Source organism: Butyrivibrio sp. AE2015, from assembly GCF_000420825.1.
In the GTDB taxonomy this organism is placed as follows: Bacteria; Bacillota; Clostridia; order Lachnospirales; family Lachnospiraceae; genus Butyrivibrio.
Genome location: NZ_ATVR01000034.1, coordinates 18,087 through 37,932, shown reverse-complemented (window position 1 = coordinate 37,932; position 19,846 = coordinate 18,087). Strand labels below are relative to the sequence as shown.

The window sequence follows — 19,846 nt, the reverse complement described above, 5'->3', positions numbered from 1 at the left end:
ATCGAACTCTCACGTTTAAAAGTTTGATCAGGCTAGAACTAAGCTTGGCTTTTGTTCTGTCCGTTATTTACTAAATCTTTGTTCTGAATAAATTCTCTTTCGAGCATTGGTCTTGCGAATTACTTCGTAATTCCCAAGCTTTTGCATTCGCAAAATGTAATCAGTCAATAAGCTTGGCTTTTGTTCTGTCCGTTATTTACTAAATCTTTGTTCTGAATAAATTCTCTTTCGAGCATTGGTCTTGCGAATTACTTCGTAATTCCCAAGCTTTTGCATTCGCAAAATGTAATCAGTCAATCATAAATCTCATTGAGCAAGCTCATTCGATTTCTGCTTTCCTGATTCCGCAATGCTCATTGCTTTTTGGAATTTTTCAGGGTTGCATTACTGTTTATTTGTCAAGGTGCAGGAGTTTGAAATCCGCTCCAGTGCTGCATTTGCAGTGCCTTGTGTTTCGCGGCTGCATCAGCAACGAATACAAATATATCACCCGGGTACTTAAGTGTCAACACCTTTTTTATATTTTTTTTTGCCTTTTTTAGGCTTTGTCATTTTTACGTTTCACTTTAAAGAATATATGGAATATATATTGTTAAAGTCAGCCTAGGACAAAAACAGAAACCAGCTAGTAAATAACTGGTTTCCGGCTTTGTTTTCCCACTACAGATTTTCGACCAGCTTTACTACTGAAAAATTTATGCTTTAAAAACAGATTTTTTTATATTTTCCGGCTCACAGGTATTACAATGTGCCTTTTCAAAGAAGAAAAGTGAATGATTTATACTTGAAAGTGCATCCAATTTCCCCTCGTTTATCATCATTTTTGTTTTTAAAATTTTCATTCCCATTTCCATAGCTGTCATTTTCTGTTCCCCTCTCTAAATATATTTTCATCATACTTACAATTATTAATACGATGATACGGAACAGGCGGCAAAAAAATTTCAATTATTTTTCCGAACAGTGAAAATGGTATTCTTATCAAACAGATCAATAGCAAAGGCCATCTTAAAATAGAACGGCATATTATCATAAGCTTCAAAGCTGGTACGCTCCAAAAACTCTTCAACAGATATTTCTTCTATATATCCATAGGGATTAGCAACTGTTATATTATCATTCTGAATGTCCATGCCAATAAGAAGCGAATAGTGAAGAGTCCAATCATCTCCGTATTTAGCTGCCCACTCAAATGGTACCGGTATCCCCTCGGACAAATTCTCATAGGCAGCTTCGATCAATTCAGTATTAGTCAGATATCTGTGGATAGTAGTGGTATACCCGGGAAATCTTTTATTCATCTCTTCTGCAAATTTAGGGCCGGTTGAGGTAACAACTTTTCCATATTCATTAAAAAGAGTCTCTTCGGTTATATCTCCTCCATCCCATTTGGAAAACATCTCTATACATGCGTATCCGCACGATATCTTTTGAGTTATAACATCAATGCCTTCAATATAAACAGGCCTGTTGTACTTTGTATTTATATATATAGAAGAATAATCTTCATGAATATTGTTTGTCCTTATCCCCAGCCTTATAAATGCTCCTGCAAAAAAAACTACTACAACTATCAGTATTGCCGCTAAACATTGAACTACTTTTTTCATATACACATTATCCCCAACTTTTTCTCTATATTATATGAAGAAAGAAAACAACACACAACCTAAATTGTGTGCTGTTAGCCATATTTATCTGTAGATTCCGTTTCAAGCATTAGATAGCTCGGGTTGCTTATAAAGATCCTTCTTTTTCAGACCATTTAACTTACCGCTTTTGGGCCAGTCTGAGTTGGCAGCAAGTATATACAAAAACCGCGGGAACTTAAATGCATCAGCATAGAAGTCTTCCATAGGTTTTGCTTCATTTATGGCATTGGCAAGATCACAAAGTCCAACAGCAATGTTGCGCGCAGGGCCCTTATCCATGTTAGGAGATGCCGTCATAATCCCTGTATTTATCTGATATTTTGTCCCATTCGCTTTTACTGAGATCGTGAATAACTAACTTCATTGCGTTGTTTTTCCTTTCTTTATATTGATTTATCGTATTGTTTCCTTAGATATTTTCTCAATCTGACTGGCGGCTTCCTCCGGCGTAATTTTACCTATCGCAAGTTCTTTTAGTTCATTACAAACAGCAAGACTTAAGTCCTCATACTTGATTCCTCTTGGTCCCGCTACATTGTTTTTGCCGTTTTCTATTATCACATTAAGATTTTTCTGACCATCCTCACTAAGTCCCTGAACGTTTAGCTCCATATCAGCCCTTGATGGCATATACTCAAGATATTGATTGACCAAAAGATCCTGACCTTCGTTTACCAGATAGTCCATAAAGCGGAAAGCCGCTTCTTTCTGCGTTGATTCAGGGTTCATGCAAAGAACCACATCAGGATTTGCGGTTATAGGGGCTATTTTTCCATCACCATTCCAATCAATCAGAAATACATCATGGTCTGCGCCCTCTCTGTCAACAACAGCCCTGGTTCTCTCATCGCTTACTGTGTACATGTTCATAGCCCAGGAACCGTTTGTGATCATAGGTATCTTGCCGTCTTGCTGAAACATGTCATTTATAGTGTCATAAATAGGCATCTTCACCGCTTTATCCTGAAATACCCCGCTTGTAAAGCAGTCCTGCCAAATCCTAAAAGATTCAATTAAAGGCTCTGATTCAAAACTTGCTTTACCTTCTATTGCATCATATAAAGCATCCTTGTCGCAGTCTGCAGCAATTGACATCCACATATCAAGATTCATCCATGAATCCTTGGCTCCAATTGCCAAAGGCATCTGTCCATTCTCGCGAAGTGTCTGACAGGTTTTCTTCATATCCAGGTAATTGGCCGGAACTTCGCATCCGTACTGCTTTAGCATATCTACGTCTGCCCACATATATCCGGCATAGGTTTGTCCCAAGGGAAGTCCATAAATCCTGCCATCATCACCACTTACGCTCTCCAGACATGAATCAAGAAATATCTCCTTCCAATCCTCTCCCCATTCTCTTTCACAAAAGGGAGTCAGGTCTTCTTCAAAAACCCGGAATGTATCAAAAGCTGAACCGGTGCTTATTCCATATACGTCAGGACCATCACCATCTATCAGCTCTACCCTCATATGCTCCTGATATGCGACTGATTTAGTAAAGACATATTCTACATGTATATCCGGATTCTCTTTTTCAAAAGAATCAATGATCTGGTAAATTGGGCTATCTGGCCCATAGTCAGCGGGATTCCAGGTTTGAAAGGTTATGGTCGTTTTCCCTTCCTGTATCTTGCCTCCACAGCCGCTAAGCAATCCCAGGCACAGGGCTAAGATTAAAAAATATAAAACACCCTTTTTCATAAAAATTCCCCTCATACTATCCAATCAACATTTGTACTTTAAACGTATTGTTCCCTGTAATATATCTGATCTCACTGCCGGTCTTTTTCACGAAGTCAAGAACGCTTCTGGTTCCAATTCCATGTCCTTCTTTTGAAGTAACAGGATGCCCGTCTTCATCAAGCTTTTCCTGCCCCTGGCAGGAATTTGATATCTCTAAAAGAAGCTGCTGCTTAAATTTACCGGTAACTTCAATGAATCGTTCATTCTCAGGAACCTTTTCACAAGCGTTGATCGCATTTTCTAGCAAATTGCTTATAGCAATAGCCAGTTGCATCTCATCAACACCAACATTATGAGGAATGTTGGCCGATACCTTTACCCTTATATTATTCCTCTCAGCTATGGTCACATAATGCATGAGCGCTGCATTAACTGTCGTATTTTCACAAAAAGACCTGCTTCCCCGCGGCTCCTGTGACATTCGTTCCTCAAGGCATTTTTTTGCTTCATCCACCTTACCATCCTGGATAAGAGATAAAAGAAGTGCTTCGAAATGCCTCCTGTCATGTCGCATAGCCCTGTCCTGACTAAGAATCTCTTCTGTGGCATTCAGTCGCTCTTTCATACTGTTTGCGGCCATTTCCAAAATAGCCGCATCTGATTTTAGCTGGTACTCCCTCTGTTTAAGTACAGTTGAGTCAACCAATGCATAGAGCTTTCCTATTACTTCTCCATCTGCCGAAAGCTCTTTTTCCTCTGGTGTGTAATACTTATCTCCAATCTCAATGGTGTCGCCTCTTATAATCGCCTCTCTCAAAGTATTAACGACACTCATTGGGTCTTTGGTAATATCAGGATAAAGCTCTTTTGCATGCTCATTGTAGTACTGAAGCTTGTCGTCAACATCAAGAGCAATAACTCCCTCTGATAACCTGTCCACAATATAATCTCTGGCCATATCAATAACCCCAAGAAGGTTATATCTGAATATGGCAATGAACATGGAAATAGTGATCGCAACATTTCCAAAAACAGTTAAGTCAAAGTAATATGTAATAAAGAAAACATGTGCAATCTGGAACAAATAGAGAATTGACGCAATGAGAAATCCACCGATAATGATAAAGGCACGCCTTTTGGCAATTTTACCCTTGTGATATTTTATGGATCTGAACAGCATTGCTAAAACAATCACAATGACAACAGCCTGATACTGCATAAACGCCTTATGTACAATACCGGCTCTCTGCAAAAGAACCGGAAACATACCGGTCTTGTCGTACCAAATTTTGGAATAGTATAGATCATGTTTCTGAAATGTAAAAATGATGGCATAAACAAACACATCAATTAGAAGTAATGCTCTTACAAGGAGCTTCGGAATCGAAATGTGACACAGCTCAGCAGAAACCATAATAATGGAAAATAAAATAAACGCTCTACCTGCATATGAGAACTTCAGGGCAGCAATATATCCTTCTTCAGTTTTTGAAAGAAGTTCCAGAAGATATCCGGTATTGTTGACCAGCATTGTGATGCAGTTGAGAAAAAGATATGCATGAAGCTTGTTCTTGAGGTTTCTAAATACAACAACCCCCTCAAAAAGCATAGCAAATATGCTAAGTATTATCGCGCCTAAAAGAAATTCCCTCATAGTCATTGTTATGTCCTTTATTCACAAATTGCTACTTAATTATAGCAATTTCTTTTCCTAATAGTGTATATCTTTACAGGCATATCAAAGCCAACGCCCCATATGCTGCAAGTCCAAGACTTGCTGCGCAGCAGCTTGGCGCATCAATAAAGATATCCAGTTTAGTCGCTCTGAACAAAAAACCAACAAGCTGGAATACTACAGGATTTAGTAACACGCACCATATTGGAGCATGGATAAAGTCCATAATAATAAGCACTATAACCGCTATCGCAGGAATAATGACCAGCATCGAATACAGTGTAAAAAAAGGTACATAAATCTGCTTAAAGACAGACTGGATCACATCTTCAGCAAGCTTCGAATCTGCTTTTGCTATGATCTTTCTGTATATTGTCGGCTGTTGGCAAAGAAAGGTATGAATCATAAATCCTCCCATTGCTCCGATCAGGAATATGACCGAAAGAACTGTGGCGATCATTGAATGCTCCTTGTAGAGAGTCATCATCAAAGCAATAAATCCGCAGGAGTACATAGGCACTGCAAACATCGCAAGGATGTCAGACCACACAAATCTCCAATGGGCCATATTTTTCCATTCGCTGTCAATTACGCCCATCTTTCCAAGTTTCTTATTCTGCGGTCCTTTTAAATCCAACAAAAGATCTGCTGTAGCACATAGTAAGCCACCAATAATTCCAATTACAGCTAATAGAGTATTCATCTTTGTTTTCCTCCCGAAAACTTCACAAAGCCTCCTGGACACGTGGCTCTGACTGATGCTCACATGCAAGATTATTAAGCCAGCGCTCTTTTTTCAGCCAAAAATGGAATATAAGGGTCCTGCCAATGTCCAGAAGTTTTACGCAAAGGTACATCTGTACAGGTCCAATATCAGTGTATCTTGCAAGCAGAAAAAGCATAGGAAGCATTACCACTATAGTTATTCCGGCATCTGCATATGCACCCATCTTCGTGTCGCCGCCGGATCTTGCGATTGCCTGCTGTGCATTTACAAGCACCCATACAGGCATAAAAAATGCCATAAGTATTACCATACTCCTTGAAATTGTAATGGCACTTGGGCTTAGCTTTCCAAACACTACCGGAATGATAAGTGTTGTCGCAAATCCAACAAAGGTCATGGCAACACCAAAAACGATAGATCCTGACAGGAGCCACGTTTTTTCTCTGCGGGCTTTTTCAAGATTGCCTTCTCCAAGAGTTTTCCCGATTATTACGGTAGTTGCAGAGTAGATTCCACCAAATGCCACAAAGAACAGATTAGCTATGGCAAAACTCGATGCCATTCCTGAAACAACATCTGCTCCGCCCCTTCCGTTATAAATAGCTGTCGTTAAGGTTTCGGAAAGAACCCAGGTCATCTCGCAAAAAAGCATCAAAGCACCTTTCTTTATTATTTCCCTGAACAACTTTCCATCTATTATGAATTCTCTGCTAAAGTGAACTGCAAAATCAGGCTTGCTCTTGAAATAGATAAATGCAAATATTGCAAACTCTACTGTTCTTGCTATAACAGTAGCATAAGCAGCTCCTCGGACACCAAGTGCCGGCATTCCAAAATTCCCGTAAATAAGAAGATAATTGAAAACGGTGTTTGTAAGAGTTGCTATTACTGTTACAACCAGTGGCGTTTTAACTCTTCCCATATCTCTAAGTGAACTGGCGATACTCACAGAAATGATCATTGGGATTCCCACAACAGACATGATCCGTATATATGGAACTGCCTCATCAAGAATAAGAGCCGCCTGTGTGTTTCCCATAACCATAAACGACAGGATTTCTCTCGGATATAATAAACATACCATAAGGTATGGAACGAGTGCTACAAATCCTGCAAGCAGTTTAAACATAAACGCCTGCTGCATTCCGCCACTGTCTTTTGCACCAAAAAACTGCGTAAGAAATATCCCTCCGGTCATGCAGATTGTGTTAATTAATACCATAAACACAAAAAGCACCTGACCGGCAACATTTACCCCTGACATTGATATATCGCCCAGTCCTGATACCATAAAATTATCTATCAGCGACACCATGCTCTGTATAAGCTGCTGAAGCATTATAGGGACTGCTATCGCCAGCACATTTTTATAAAACTTTCCACTTCCGAAAATCGTATTCTTTTCTCTCATACATTTAAAAGTCAGTAGCTATCTCCTACTGAAAACTCTCCTTCTGTCTTCTTCCTTTATGAGCATACCGATTTCAGTACAATCATATATTTATCACAAAACAAAAAACAGCCTCAAATTTACACTCATTTGAGGCTGTTTTACACTGATATTTAAATCAAAAGTATAATTCAGAATATTTATATCTCTTCATAATCTGGCCAGATATTATACAGATGGTCGTTCCTGTCACGCCAAGAATAAACATCATCATCGCTGCGCCTGCCCCCTTTCCACTTCCGAAAAGAAAAGTCCAGAAGGGATCATCACTTTTAAGTACCATAAAGGGTTCGCAGATCTTGTCTACAAAGAGTCCTCCAAGGAAAAGACCAATGGGAATGGTAAAGAACTGCAGAGTATTCCTGCAAGCATATACTCTTCCCTGAAGCTCTATTGGTATGACATTGCGCATTATAACATTCTGGTTGGCTGCCATAAGTGGTACGAACACCCATCCTATTATCTGAGCAACACACCATAATACTGGGTTTCTGGCAAAGGCCAGTAAAAAATTCTCTATCCCTAGCGCAAAAAGCATCGTGAGATATATAACCTTTACTCTATCCCTGGGTTTTGGCAGGATCATTGGAAGAAAGCTTCCTGCTACCATAGCCAGCCCCGAGCATGCTGTTACAATTCCATACACATTGTTACCTTTTTGAGGTATAACAAGGGCCGGAAGCACAGCATCAAAAGCTGAAGCTGTCAGGTTAACCCCCGCCATGAACAGTATTACGGTAAGTATCAGCGGAGTATCTTTTAGGAACCTTAGCCCTTCCTTTGCCAGTTTGATAACATTTTCATCCTTGCCTGCTCCATCTTGAATCTCAGGCAATTTTATATAGAACAATAATGCCACAAATGCAATGGCAAAAGTCAGAAGATCTACAGCAATAACCGTTTCAAGGCCAGCTAATCCATAAACCGCTGCAGCTATGAGCGGGTTACCAATTGAAATGAGCGAACGTGACAATTGCTGAAAACCACTGGTCTTCTGATAATACTCTTTTGGAACAATAAGCGAATATGTCACTTCTGACGCAGGCTGCTGAACAGTGTTCATGAGACCTGAAAAGGCATTGATGGCGTATAAATGCCACATTGACAGAGTATCAGTTTTGTATAATACAAATACAGCAACAGTCGTAAGCGCCGCTAAAAAGTCGCATATGAGCATGGTTTTCTTTTTATCAAACTTGTCTGTTATTGCTCCGGCAAAAATGCTCATAATTACATATGGTGCATATGTGCAAATTCTTAGCGCAGCTGTACTCAGTGCAGATCCTGTCTTTTCATACATCCACAGCGTCAGCGCGAATCCCGTTATTGCACTACCTAGCTGTGACAAACTCTGTGTGAGCCAGATTATGTAAAAATCTCTTAATTCCTTTATTCTGTTTTTCATTGTTATTTATCCTCCATACAAATAGTTTTATCTGCATGGAGCATATGCAATGCAATTGATCATGCCCTTCCTCTCTTCTTTGCTTCTATCATTCAAAAACATTTTTCCTTATTTTTATATGTTTTATAGTAACTATACGCTTTGCAATATAAAAAAGACACCTTGCACTTATCTGGAGTCTTTTTACACAGATTCTTACTATATTATAATATGAAAATATCAATCTCTGAAGATGATCTTACCTGTTACATGATCCATTCCATCGACGATTGCAAGAGATTCAAGTTTATAGCCTAAGTTTCTGATTATCTGTCCACCTGGCTGGAAGCCCTTTTCTATAGCTATACCAATGCCTGCCACAGTAGCGTTGGCATTATTTATTATGGATATCAGTCCTTGCAAAGCACAGCCGTTTGCCAGGAAATCATCAATAATAAGAACCTTATCATTCTCATCAAGGAACTTCTTTGATACGATCACTTGATTCTTATTTTTGTGGGTAAAAGACTCCACTTCAGCGGTGTACATTTCCCCATCCAGATTGACACTCTGCGTTTTTTTTGCAAATACCACAGGAACATTAAAATGTCTTGCTGCCACGCAGGCAATACCTATACCTGATGCTTCAATGGTCAGGATCTTATTTATCTCGACTCCTTCGAATCTTTTAGCCCATTCTGCGCCCATCTTATCAAAAAGCTCAACGTCCAATTGATGATTTAAGAAACTGTCCACTTTTAGTATGTTGCCCTCTTTAACAACACCGTCTTTCATAATTCTCTCTTCAAGAAAATTCATCTCTCTACCTTCTTTGTTTTTGATTCATATCAAATGCTATTTATCTTTCTTCGCGGAAGTAATTGGTTCCAAGGCTCTTTGGAGGCTGATCTTCTTTTTTGTTTCTCATACTGGTAAAAACAAGCACCACAAGAGTTACAATGTAAGGAATCATCTTATACAGCTCCTTGTATTCTGTGTGTGTTCCCGAAGGAAGATACAAGTATAAAATGTAGAGCCCTCCGAAAAGTATTGATGAAAAAATGCCTACATCAGGTTTCCATATCGTAAAGATAACGAGCGCAATGGCAAGCCATCCTCTGTCGCCGAAAGCATCATTGGACCAAACACCACATGCATAATCCATTACATAGTATAAGCCACCAAGTCCTGCTATCATACATCCAAGACATGTCGAAATATATTTGTATTTTTTTACATTTATTCCGGCAGCATCTGCAGCTGCAGGATCTTCTCCAACAGCGCGAAGGTGAAGTCCTACTCTTGTCTTCTTAAGCACATACGCACAGATCAAAGCAATAATAATTGCAACATATGCCAGAAATCCGTATGAAAGGAACACTTTGCCAAACCATCCCGTTTTTGATGCAAAAGGCAGGGTCCTGCTAAAATAGGCAGAAGTAGCTGAGAGTGAAATTGATGGAACATCAGCACCTGCAAGCTTTATCAAAGAGCCACCGAAGAAATTACCAAAACCTATACCGAACGTAGTCATGGCAAGACCTGTAACATTTTGATTTGCCCTTAAACTGACGGTCAAAAAGCAATATAACAATCCCATCAAAAGAGAACCTGTCAGTGCACAGATAAGAGGAATAAAAATTGCAAGGAAACCATTTAACTCTCCTGACGCAACAGACTGTTCATAGAAAAAAGATCCTATTACACCGCTTATTGCACCGACGTACATGACACCGGGTATTCCCAAATTCAGATTACCTGATTTTTCTGTGATTGTCTCACCCGTACTTCCAAGCAACAGAGGAACGCCCTGCTGTACAGCTCTTGGTATAAATGCAACCAGACTAAACATTATGCGTTCTCCTTTCCCAAATCTTTACGTACAACGATTTTATATCTGATAAAAAACTCACATCCAATTATGAAGAACAGAATTATTCCGGTCAGAATATCTGCAAAACTCTGATTAAGTTCAAATGCAGTGGATATTTCACTGGCACCTCTGTCCATGAAAATAATAAGAAGGCTGGTAAAGATCATAGCAACCGGGTTAAACTTTGCAAGCCATGAAACCATAACACCTGTAAAGCCCTGTCCATCAGAAATTGTTGTTGTTATTGTGTGATTGATGCCTCCCACTAAAAGAAGACCCGCCAATCCGCAAATTGCGCCGGACAACAACATGGTTCTTATTATGACCTTCTCAACACTGATTCCTACATATCTGGCAGTGTTCTGACTTTCACCAACTACTTCTATCTCATATCCGTGCTTGGTATATTTCAAATAAATAAACATTCCAATAGTGACAACAGCAGCAGCAATAATACTTAAAAGATATTTATTGCCAATGCTCGGAAGCCAGCCTATATTTGTATTTTGGTTGATTATACCAATCTTGCCTGATCCCTTAGGAACCTCCCAGACTATAGTAAAATACGCCACAAGCTGCGTAGCAATATAGTTCATCATCAGTGTTGAAAGCGTTTCATTAGTGTTCCACAAGGCTTTAAACAATGCCGGAATTACTCCCCAGACAGCCCCCGCCAATAAAGAAGTAACTATCATAAGAATAATTATGACACCATTCGGAAGCTTGTCTGATAGTGTTATCATACATGCTGCCGCTGCAAGACCTCCTATCAAGACCTGTCCTTCACCACCGACATTCCAAAACTGCATTTTAAATGCAGGTGTCAGTGCCAGAGAAATAATAAGAAGAATGGCAACATACTGCAGCGTTATCCAGGTTTTTCTCTGAGTGCCAAATGCACCTTTAAAAATTGTTGCAAATATTGATATTGGATTGTCACCTGTGCAGACCATAGTAATTAGTGCACATAATGCCAAAGCAGCCAAAATTGCGATTATTCTGATAGTCCATGCTTCCCTGCTGCGGATGTCTGCCCTTTTTACTATATGAAAACGAGGCTCTTTTACCTTCTGTTCCATTATGAAGCCTCTCCTTTCTGTGTCATCATTGATCCCAAGGTGAATTTATCGGTATTCCTGCCATCTACAATTCCCGTAACTTTGCCACCGCAAAGAACAAGAATTCTGTCGCAGAGCTCAACAAGAACATCCAGATCTTCACCTACAAAAAGCACAGCAGCTCCTCGTTCTTTCTGCTTGTTGATAAGATCGTATATCTGGTAGGAAGAACTGATATCAAGACCTCTTACCGCATATGCAGTCAGCAAAACCTTAGGTCTTGAGGATATCTCTCTTCCAACAAGAATCTTTTGTACATTTCCGCCGGAAAGCAGGCGTACAGGAGTGTCGATACTTGGAGTTGCCACCTGCAATTTATTTACAACTCTCTCCGCAAGCTTTCTAGGCTCTTTTTTCTCTGTGAAAAATCTCGACTTGCCACTTCTATAGGATCTGAGCATCATATTGTCAGCAAGATTCATATTGCCTACAAGTCCCATTCCAAGTCTGTCTTCAGGGACAAATGACAGCTTTACGCCAAGATCAGAGATTTCTCTCGGAGATTTACCAAGAAGGTCCTCCGTTCTTCCATCCTGGTGAACATATGTGATCTTTCCATCTTTAATATTTTCGAGACCCGCAATTGCCCTAAGCAGTTCCTTCTGTCCACAGCCGGATATTCCGGCAATTCCCAGTATTTCTCCCGTATTGGCGGTAAAAGACACATCATCAAGCTTAACAATTCCCTCTTCATCAACAACAGTGAGATTTTCCACCACGATGCGCGGCTTGGGATCCACAGGCTCGGGTCTGTCGATATTAAGAGAGACTGAATGTCCCACCATCATATCTGTCATTTCCTGAGCATTGGTCTTGCTTGTCTTCATATCATCGATGAATTCTCCATGGCGCAGAACCGCAACTCTATCGGATATGCTCTGCACCTCGTTTAACTTGTGAGTAATAATAACTATGGATTTTCCATCTTTTTTCATATTGCGCATGACATTAAAAAGCTTCTCGGTTTCCTGAGGAGTCAGTACGGCTGTTGGTTCATCCAATATTAAAATATCAGCACCCCTATAAAGCACCTTAACAATCTCAACTGTCTGCTTTTCAGAGACGGACATATCATATATTTTCTTATTTGTATTGATCTCAAATCCGTATTTGTCGCAGATTTCCCTGATTCTTTTTTCAGCCTCTTTTATATTAAGCCTTCCTTCAAGACCAAGAATTATATTCTCTGTCGCATTAAACACATCAATAAGCTTAAAATGCTGATGAACCATGCCTATTCCCAGATCAAACGCATCCTTAGGAGAACGGATAACAGCCTCCTTGCCGTTTATGATTATCTGACCGGCATCAGGGTAATAGATTCCTGCAAGCATATTCATAAGAGTTGTTTTTCCACTTCCATTCTCACCAAGAAGAGATAATATTTCACCCTTATAAACATCGAGATTGACATTGCTATTTGCCGTTACATCACCAAAAGTCTTTGTAATGCCACGAAGCGATATGGCTACTTCTTTGTTTTCCACGATTATCACCTTTCAAAAATACAAAATAGATTAAAAATAGGAAATCTTTGTTACAGCACAGTAAGTCCTGTGCTCACAAAGATTTCCTAAGATCACATTATGTTATGATCAATATGCTGTATCAAGAAGTGAAATTCCATCAATCTGTAAGTCAAAGTAAGGAGCTGCACGGAATTCAGAACCTGATTCTGCAAAATAACCATCTGTGATAACTTCAGTATCAGCAGTATACTCAGCATCTGTATCTACATCAGCCATGTAGGATGTAAGTGTCTCACCATTAACAGTAAATGTAGTTGTATCAAATACATGAAGTGTTCCTGCATTCATAGCTTTTTCAGCCTCTGCTATTGCCTCAGCTGTTCCCTCTGCTGCAGCATTTCCAAGGTCTGTAAGGACAACAGAACCTGTCTCAAGTGTTCCAACCCAGTCAGTAGCAATCTCTGTTCCATTTGCTACAGCGTCGATGATATATGCGAAATATGGTGTCCAATCAATTCTTGAAGAAACAATGAATGTGTTAGGGCAAGCGGATGCTGTGCTTCCGTTGTAGGACACGTCAGGTACACCAGCCTTTTCACATGCTGTAGGAGCACCCATTGAATCAGCATGCTGGGAAAGAAGAACACAGCCATCTTCGATAAGCTTGTTAGCGCCTTCTTTTTCAGCCGTCTCATCATACCAGGAACCTGTAAAAGTTACTTCCATTGTAGTTGAAGGGCATACAGAGCGGGCGCCAAGGAAGAATGATGTGTAACCTGAGATAACTTCTGCATATGTATATGCACCAACATAACCAATCTTAGCCTGGTCTTCAGTTATTTCTCCATTTGCGATCATTTCATTGAGCTTCATTCCTGCAGCAATACCTGCAAGATAACGTCCCTCATAAATTGTAGCAAAAGCGTTGTGGTAATTGGAAAGGCCCTCTGTATGTGCCTTTGTACCTGTTGCATGACAGAACTGAACTTCAGGGTATTCTTTAGCTGCCTCAATCATGTAGTCTTCATGACCAAATGAATCTGCGAATACGATATCACAACCAGCATCTGCAAGTTCGCAAGCCGCCTCATAGCATTCCTGTCCTTCAGGAATATTTGTCTTGAGCATATACTCAACACCGGCTGCTTCGCATGCCTGTGTGGCACCATTGATGAAGTTCAGATCATATGTTGAATTCTCATCGTGTAAAAATATAAATCCAACCTTTACATCTGATGAAGCTGTCTGTGCAGCCTCTGTGCCAGTAACCTCTGATGCTGATGCTGTTTCTGTTTCAGTTGCGCTTCCGCAGGCAGATAATGCCATTACCATTGTTGCAGCAAGAACTGCTGACAACACTTTTTTGAATTTTTTCATGTCTTCCTCCCATTTTTTTAACCGATCACAGGTCATTTGTAGGGATGGATTTTCTATGCTTTTCTTTGAAGCAAAATAAAAAGGCGTAGAATCCGAGTTTCTACGCCTATCTGATTTGATATCATTAACAATTAATAGTATAAAACTGTTGTATATACATCAAACACTCGATAGTCCGGTAATTTACGGTAACCGGGTAGAAACATCAAATCCATATCATTTGACCTATATCGATAAAATACCCGCTTATATTAGCAAAGTAACATCAAGATTACAAGCTTTTTTTATCTTTTCTTTTTATAATTTTTCTGATTGCTCTCGTTTTTTGTTTTTCCAATATATCAGCGCAATTATCACAATATAAACTGCCGACAGAATAACATAAAACCATATATCAACCTGCAAGAAACAATATAGGAAATTAAAGCAAAAGTGTATCACTATGCCATAGATAAGGTTGTCATTCTTTTCCATGAAATAGTTCATGATAAAGCAGAGCCCCGTCATTACGATGACGTTGGACAGAACATAGGGTATCATCTGAATCCCCATATAATCTGAATCAACAAACCACAGTATGGTATGCCAGAATGCCCATATAACACCCTGTATCACTGACGCTCGGAAAAAACTGTATTTTGCATTAAGGTATGGGCGAAGATACCCTCTCCAGCCTGATTCTTCTCCTGTCGGTCCCGTTGTGATCGAGAATAAAAAAGATGCCCAAAATGGATATACTCCAAGACTCCAATATGTTCCAAAGGCTCTGCCCTGGATCAGGGACAGCACAAAAACAGTGATCACAGTTGCTGCTATGGTAATAACCGCAGATGCAAATAACGACAGCAATGACATTCTCACGCCAAAAGCCTTTTTATAGAACCCTGTAATGGTCACTCCGGGACAAAAATACCTAAATCCCTTAAGGAGCACTATGGTCGGTGACCAGGCACATACATTGGACAATATGCGCATTACTACGGGCGGACAGTGAAATACCATACTTGCTGTTCCACATATTCCGAGAACCATACACCAAAACACAAGATAGCTTAAAACTACGTACTTTTTAATTTTCTTTTCCATTTTTTCCTCTCTATCTACCACATATCAAATACGAAATCCAACAATAATTTACAGCAAAATAAAACAGCCCCCCAGTTTCACTGATTTAGGTCTGTTTTACACTTATTCTTTAATTTATCAGCATCCTGACCTTAAAAGTCTTCTCTTCTGCTATATATCTAATCTCGCTATCTGTCTGATTTATAAAGTTAAGAACACTTCTAGTTCCTATTCCATGCTCTTCCTCAGTATTAAACGGATGTCCTTCCTCATCCAGCTTTACTTCCTCAGCGCATGAGTTCGTGATTTCAAACAGAAGCTGACTTTTATACCTTGCCGTGATGTCAATCCGTCTCTCACTCTCAGGAACTTTTTCGCAAGCATGGATAGCATTCTCTATAAGATTACTGATCACTATGGCAAGCTGCATCTCATCCACATTCAGATTTGCAGGGATATTAGCAGATATATTTACCTTTATATTCTCTTTTTCGGCCATAGACAGGTAATGTGTGATTGCCGCATTAAGTGTAGTATTCTCGCAATATCTTTTTACAGAGTGGGGTTCCTGTTTGAGCCTCTCATTAAGACAATCCAGGGCTTCCTGCGTCTTTCCATCCTGTAAAAGTGTTTGAAGAAGAGCCTCAAAATGTCTTCTGTCATGACGCATGGCTCTGTCCTGCTGCATGATGCTCTCAGAAATAGCAAGTCGTTCCCTCATGGCTTTGGTTGCAATCTCCATAATAACCGCATCTGATTGAAGCTTTAACTCATTTTGCCTTGCTTCCATCTCCATTTTCATGAGTCTTGTGTGTTTTTCAAGAAATCCAAAGACAAGTATGTTAATAGCTACAAGAACCACCATAAGTTCAGTATATTGGGAAAGGTTATATTCCTCTCCTCTAAGATATCTTTTGCCATCAAGAACCAAAATAATGATAGTAGCGATTGGCAGCACAACATATGGAAGTATTTCCTTATCAAGCCTCTTATCCTTATCCTTATTTCCGAAAAGACAGATGACTCTGACCACAATAATCTGCAAAGACAAGATAATTCCATAGCTCTGAGGAGTCATAAAGTCATAGTTTATCTTAACCATATCCATACTCTGAACGCCTTGAACATAAATCGTGATGATTACTTCAATTGCGCTCTGGGCAGCAATATAGAAAATGAAATATATTATGCCTCGAATATGATTAACTTTATAGCAAATGAATAATGGAATGAGGAATGCCAGGTATGATGCTATCAGATTTATATAAATCACTCCCAGCGTATTGGCGTAAAAGAAAGACAGCACAGTTAATGCATATATCATAAATACGAGAATCCTATGCTTCTTAAAGAATTCTCGCATCACGTAAAAACTCATATGCATGGCATAGTACACAAAAAGAGCTACTATATCCCCTAATAGCAGCAATGTATATGGATTGGACAAAAGGTCAGCCATAACTAATCCCCCCTTGATACTATGTATTTCTAAATTATTATAGCATCGTTAATTTTTCCGGTCTTTCAGTCTCAATTTTTATCATAATCTTTTTCGCCATCCTTCTTAAACCAAAATGAATAATGATACTTCTTTCTAAAGCCGAGCCTCTCATAGAATTCCATATCGGAAATGACGTAAGCTCTTTTTGCTCCAAGCTTTTTTGCTCTGCCCAGCGCTTCAAAGATAACAGCCTTAGCAACGCCTTTTTCTCTATATGAGGGAATAGTACATACAGGCTCAACATAAACATAGTCAGTACCTGCCATATACCATAGCAGACAGCATGCCACCATTTCTCCATTTTCATTCACAGCAGCAACACCTAAGTCCTTATTAAAATGCTTCCTGACCCTTGGAACGATTTCTTCTTCACGCTCGAATTCAGCTTTATCATCACCATGATCAAATCCCAGCCAGAAGAGCCACTGAAGGTCATAAGCATCCTTCACGGGATCCGGAGAAAAGAACTTAATCCCCTCTGGAAGCTTTGCTTCTAGCGAATCAAAAAGACTCCTTTCCATGATGGTCTCATCCTGATCAGAGAGTGTAAATCCAAGGCTCTTTGCCATCTTTATTTCATCTGTATTCTCGTCACAGATAGCCAGTCCAAACCCTGAGTCATCCTTTAGTTCTTTATAAGCATATTCAACAACCGAAGAAAATAAATCTTTATACTCCGGAAGCACTCCGCAAAAGCCCTCTCCAAAATACATATCGTAAATTGCAGCACCAACAATTTTGTCATCCACTGTCCAAAGGCCAATGGAGTTCTTTAAGCTCTTATCAAATTCAGGATGTTCAATCATCCATTCAAGTCTCGCCCAGTTCCAGTTAATGTGGCTATCATCGTTCTCATTTAAAGCAATGAGAAAACCACATAATGCATCATACTCGTCATCTGTGTAGTTCTTGAATTTTATATCAGTTCTCATTTATGCTGTCTCCTTTTAAGCTCTTATACGGCGATTCTATCTTGAAGCAACTTGCACAAAGCCGCCGCATTTCCTTCTGTTCGTTCATCACTTCTGCTAAAACATTTTCTTCAGTTTAAGACACATATGATAGTGATCAGTATTAAAGGTATTATGATATACAGATATTTCAATTAAATCACCCACTATTCTCATGACTTTATGCTCTTACTTAATAATGCATTCCATCTGAAGATCATATGGCTCATCTTCCGCATAGGATGAAATTGGGTCAGAACTGAGACGGAAACCCATAGCGGAATAGAAATTTATCGTTTCCTCAGAAGAACAACAGGATGCATACAAAGCATGCGCTCCTCTCTTTAGGGCTTCCTGTCTGGCAGCTTCAAGCAGGAATCTGCCAATTCCACGACGGCGGTAATCCGTGGACACGTGAAAGCTATCTACGATGAGTCGCCCTTTATTTAGCTTGGGGATCAGCATAATCTCGCCAACCACACAGTTTTCCTCAAACGCACAGTATGTCACATATTTCCCACTGAGAATATCCTCAGCTTTTTGCAGGCGGCGTGTTGCATCCCAATCCTCTGTGTAGGGATTGTAAACCAATATCATTTTTCCTTCATGCAGACGGTACACATTCTTCACTTCCTGATATCGCTGAAAGCCTTTCAGTGAATCGTAGGTGAAGATATGTTTGTCAGCAAGCATTATTTCCATATTATTGTCATTCCTTCTTTCAGATCATGAAGATATCTTTTTTGCTGTTTCTTTAGATACCACTTAACAAAAGGCTTGCGATTCTGCCCCCACCTCTTCATATTAACCAAGCTTATTGTAAACAGTGAATCTCGGCCCCTCTTCTCCGATCTTTCCATTAGGCTCAAATCCACATTTCTTCAGGACTTTCTGAGACGCAACATTGTCAGGATCTGTTTCAGCCTCCACAGCAACAATTCCATGGTGGTCAAATGCCCATTGTAATGCCAGCTTAACAGCCTCTGTCGCATAGCCATTTCCCTGAAACTCTTCCAAAATCCCATATCCGATCTCAGGGTTTTCTTCCTCAAGTCCTTTGAAGCACAAATCTCCGATGTGCGTCCCATCTGTCTTTTCTATCATCCACATAGCATACCAGTCCCACTGGTCTGGATGCGCAAGGCACCCATCAAGCATTTCACCATATGCCTTCATAAGTTCATCATCCTTTTCTGCCAGGATGCTGTTCTCCATCTGCTCTCTATTGGCAGGATAAATCCTTATTCTATCTGTTTCCATCTTAATTCTCCAATTGTTAATCAAAAATCTGTCCGGGAAGCTTTAATTTTTCCTTCGGAGGGAATGTCTTGTCAAACTCCTCGACATCTGCATCTTCGACATAGTATCCCTTAGGTGTCTGATACACTCCCGTGATACCGTCAAGATATCCCGGGATCAGCTCTCTGCACAGGAAAAATGATGCATCTGCGCCCTCCGGAAGATCATGGTATCTGATTCCAAACTTGCTTGCATAGTCAAATCCGCAGTGGCTGTAGAATCCGATATTTCCCTCAAAAAGAACTGCTCCAAATCCCATCTCTGCAGCCTTTTCAAGAGAATAATCAAGAATTGCCTTTCCATAGCCTTTTCTCTTAAGTTCAGGTGTAATTCCAATAGGACCCATGGTAAGCACATCAATAGTCCTTCCATCATCAGCCTCAATGACAGTTTTCATGAACATGTTCTGTCCGATCAGTTTCCCATCCTGCTCCATAACAAAGTCAAGTTCAGGAATAAATGCTGGATCATCTCTGAGCACATGAATTACATAGTGTTCACTGCATCCAGGACGATAAACGTTCCAAAATGACTCTCTTACTAAATTTTCAACTTCTCTATAATCTTTCTTTTCTTCTAATCTAATTGTGTAATTACTCATCATTTCTTTTTCTCCTTCA

Annotated in this window: 19 protein-coding genes and 1 riboswitch; all 19 genes read right to left on the bottom strand. The window is 39.8% G+C overall.

Translation table 11 applies throughout. The annotated features are described in order from the left end of the window. Positions 1-695 precede the first annotated feature (695 nt). Entirely contained in the window at positions 696-863 is a 168-nt protein-coding gene (locus tag G585_RS19580) for a hypothetical protein (RefSeq protein WP_022775734.1), read from the bottom strand. 81 nt (positions 864-944) lie between these two features. Then, positions 945-1,610, bottom strand: coding sequence for a C39 family peptidase (locus G585_RS0113640; protein ID WP_022775733.1), 666 nt, complete (start codon positions 1,608-1,610; stop codon positions 945-947). A gap of 102 nt (positions 1,611-1,712) precedes the next feature. Next, the gene (locus G585_RS0113635; protein ID WP_022775732.1) at positions 1,713-1,949 is read right to left on the bottom strand and encodes a hypothetical protein; all 237 of its coding nucleotides are present in this window, start codon (positions 1,947-1,949) and stop codon (positions 1,713-1,715) included. Between the two features lie 96 nt (positions 1,950-2,045). Then, positions 2,046-3,356 (bottom strand): ABC transporter substrate-binding protein, encoded by a 1,311-nt coding sequence (locus G585_RS0113630; protein ID WP_022775730.1) that lies wholly within the window; start codon positions 3,354-3,356, stop codon positions 2,046-2,048. Positions 3,357-3,372: 16 nt separating this feature from the next. Beyond that, on the bottom strand, positions 3,373-4,998 hold the full coding sequence (locus tag G585_RS19125) for a histidine kinase N-terminal 7TM domain-containing protein (RefSeq protein ID WP_022775729.1): 1,626 nt from the start codon (positions 4,996-4,998) through the stop codon (positions 3,373-3,375). A gap of 67 nt (positions 4,999-5,065) precedes the next feature. After that, positions 5,066-5,716, bottom strand: coding sequence for a DUF6796 family protein (locus G585_RS0113620; RefSeq protein WP_022775727.1), 651 nt, complete (start codon positions 5,714-5,716; stop codon positions 5,066-5,068). Between the two features lie 22 nt (positions 5,717-5,738). Beyond that, on the bottom strand, positions 5,739-7,151 hold the full coding sequence (locus G585_RS0113615) for an MATE family efflux transporter (protein WP_022775726.1): 1,413 nt from the start codon (positions 7,149-7,151) through the stop codon (positions 5,739-5,741). Positions 7,152-7,308: 157 nt separating this feature from the next. Next, the gene (locus G585_RS0113610) at positions 7,309-8,595 is read right to left on the bottom strand and encodes an MFS transporter (RefSeq protein ID WP_022775724.1); all 1,287 of its coding nucleotides are present in this window, start codon (positions 8,593-8,595) and stop codon (positions 7,309-7,311) included. A 219-nt stretch (positions 8,596-8,814) separates the two neighbouring features. After that, positions 8,815-9,393, bottom strand: a complete 579-nt coding sequence (locus G585_RS0113605; RefSeq protein ID WP_022775723.1) for a xanthine phosphoribosyltransferase — start codon at positions 9,391-9,393, stop codon at positions 8,815-8,817. A gap of 40 nt (positions 9,394-9,433) precedes the next feature. Next, positions 9,434-10,426: an ABC transporter permease gene (locus G585_RS0113600; protein WP_022775721.1), complete on the bottom strand. Its 993-nt coding sequence runs from the start codon at positions 10,424-10,426 to the stop codon at positions 9,434-9,436. After that, a complete protein-coding gene (locus G585_RS0113595) occupies positions 10,426-11,526 on the bottom strand; it encodes an ABC transporter permease (protein ID WP_022775720.1) in 1,101 nt (366 codons plus the stop codon). Before G585_RS0113595 ends, G585_RS0113600 begins: the two co-directional genes overlap by 1 nt. After that, positions 11,526-13,061, bottom strand: a complete 1,536-nt coding sequence (locus tag G585_RS0113590) for an ABC transporter ATP-binding protein (RefSeq protein WP_022775718.1) — start codon at positions 13,059-13,061, stop codon at positions 11,526-11,528. The genes G585_RS0113595 and G585_RS0113590 overlap by 1 nt, the downstream gene beginning before the upstream one ends. A gap of 99 nt (positions 13,062-13,160) precedes the next feature. Next, positions 13,161-14,411 carry a BMP family ABC transporter substrate-binding protein gene (locus G585_RS0113585; RefSeq protein WP_022775717.1) on the bottom strand — a complete coding sequence of 417 codons (1,251 nt, stop codon included), beginning with the start codon at positions 14,409-14,411 and terminating at the stop codon, positions 13,161-13,163. Between the two features lie 151 nt (positions 14,412-14,562). Then, a riboswitch (purine riboswitch) is annotated at positions 14,563-14,664 on the bottom strand. 44 nt (positions 14,665-14,708) lie between these two features. Then, on the bottom strand, positions 14,709-15,497 hold the full coding sequence (locus G585_RS0113580) for a CPBP family intramembrane glutamic endopeptidase (protein WP_022775715.1): 789 nt from the start codon (positions 15,495-15,497) through the stop codon (positions 14,709-14,711). A gap of 109 nt (positions 15,498-15,606) precedes the next feature. Then, on the bottom strand, positions 15,607-16,935 hold the full coding sequence (locus G585_RS0113575; RefSeq protein WP_022775713.1) for a sensor histidine kinase: 1,329 nt from the start codon (positions 16,933-16,935) through the stop codon (positions 15,607-15,609). A gap of 71 nt (positions 16,936-17,006) precedes the next feature. Further along, complete coding sequence (locus tag G585_RS18210; protein WP_022775711.1) at positions 17,007-17,909, bottom strand: GNAT family N-acetyltransferase; 903 nt, start codon at positions 17,907-17,909, stop codon at positions 17,007-17,009. A 207-nt stretch (positions 17,910-18,116) separates the two neighbouring features. Beyond that, entirely contained in the window at positions 18,117-18,629 is a 513-nt protein-coding gene (locus G585_RS0113565; protein WP_022775709.1) for a GNAT family N-acetyltransferase, read from the bottom strand. A 102-nt stretch (positions 18,630-18,731) separates the two neighbouring features. Further along, positions 18,732-19,187: a GNAT family N-acetyltransferase gene (locus G585_RS18205; protein ID WP_051143004.1), complete on the bottom strand. Its 456-nt coding sequence runs from the start codon at positions 19,185-19,187 to the stop codon at positions 18,732-18,734. A 16-nt stretch (positions 19,188-19,203) separates the two neighbouring features. Further along, positions 19,204-19,830 carry a GNAT family N-acetyltransferase gene (locus tag G585_RS0113550; RefSeq protein ID WP_022775705.1) on the bottom strand — a complete coding sequence of 209 codons (627 nt, stop codon included), beginning with the start codon at positions 19,828-19,830 and terminating at the stop codon, positions 19,204-19,206. Positions 19,831-19,846: the final 16 nt, after the last annotated feature.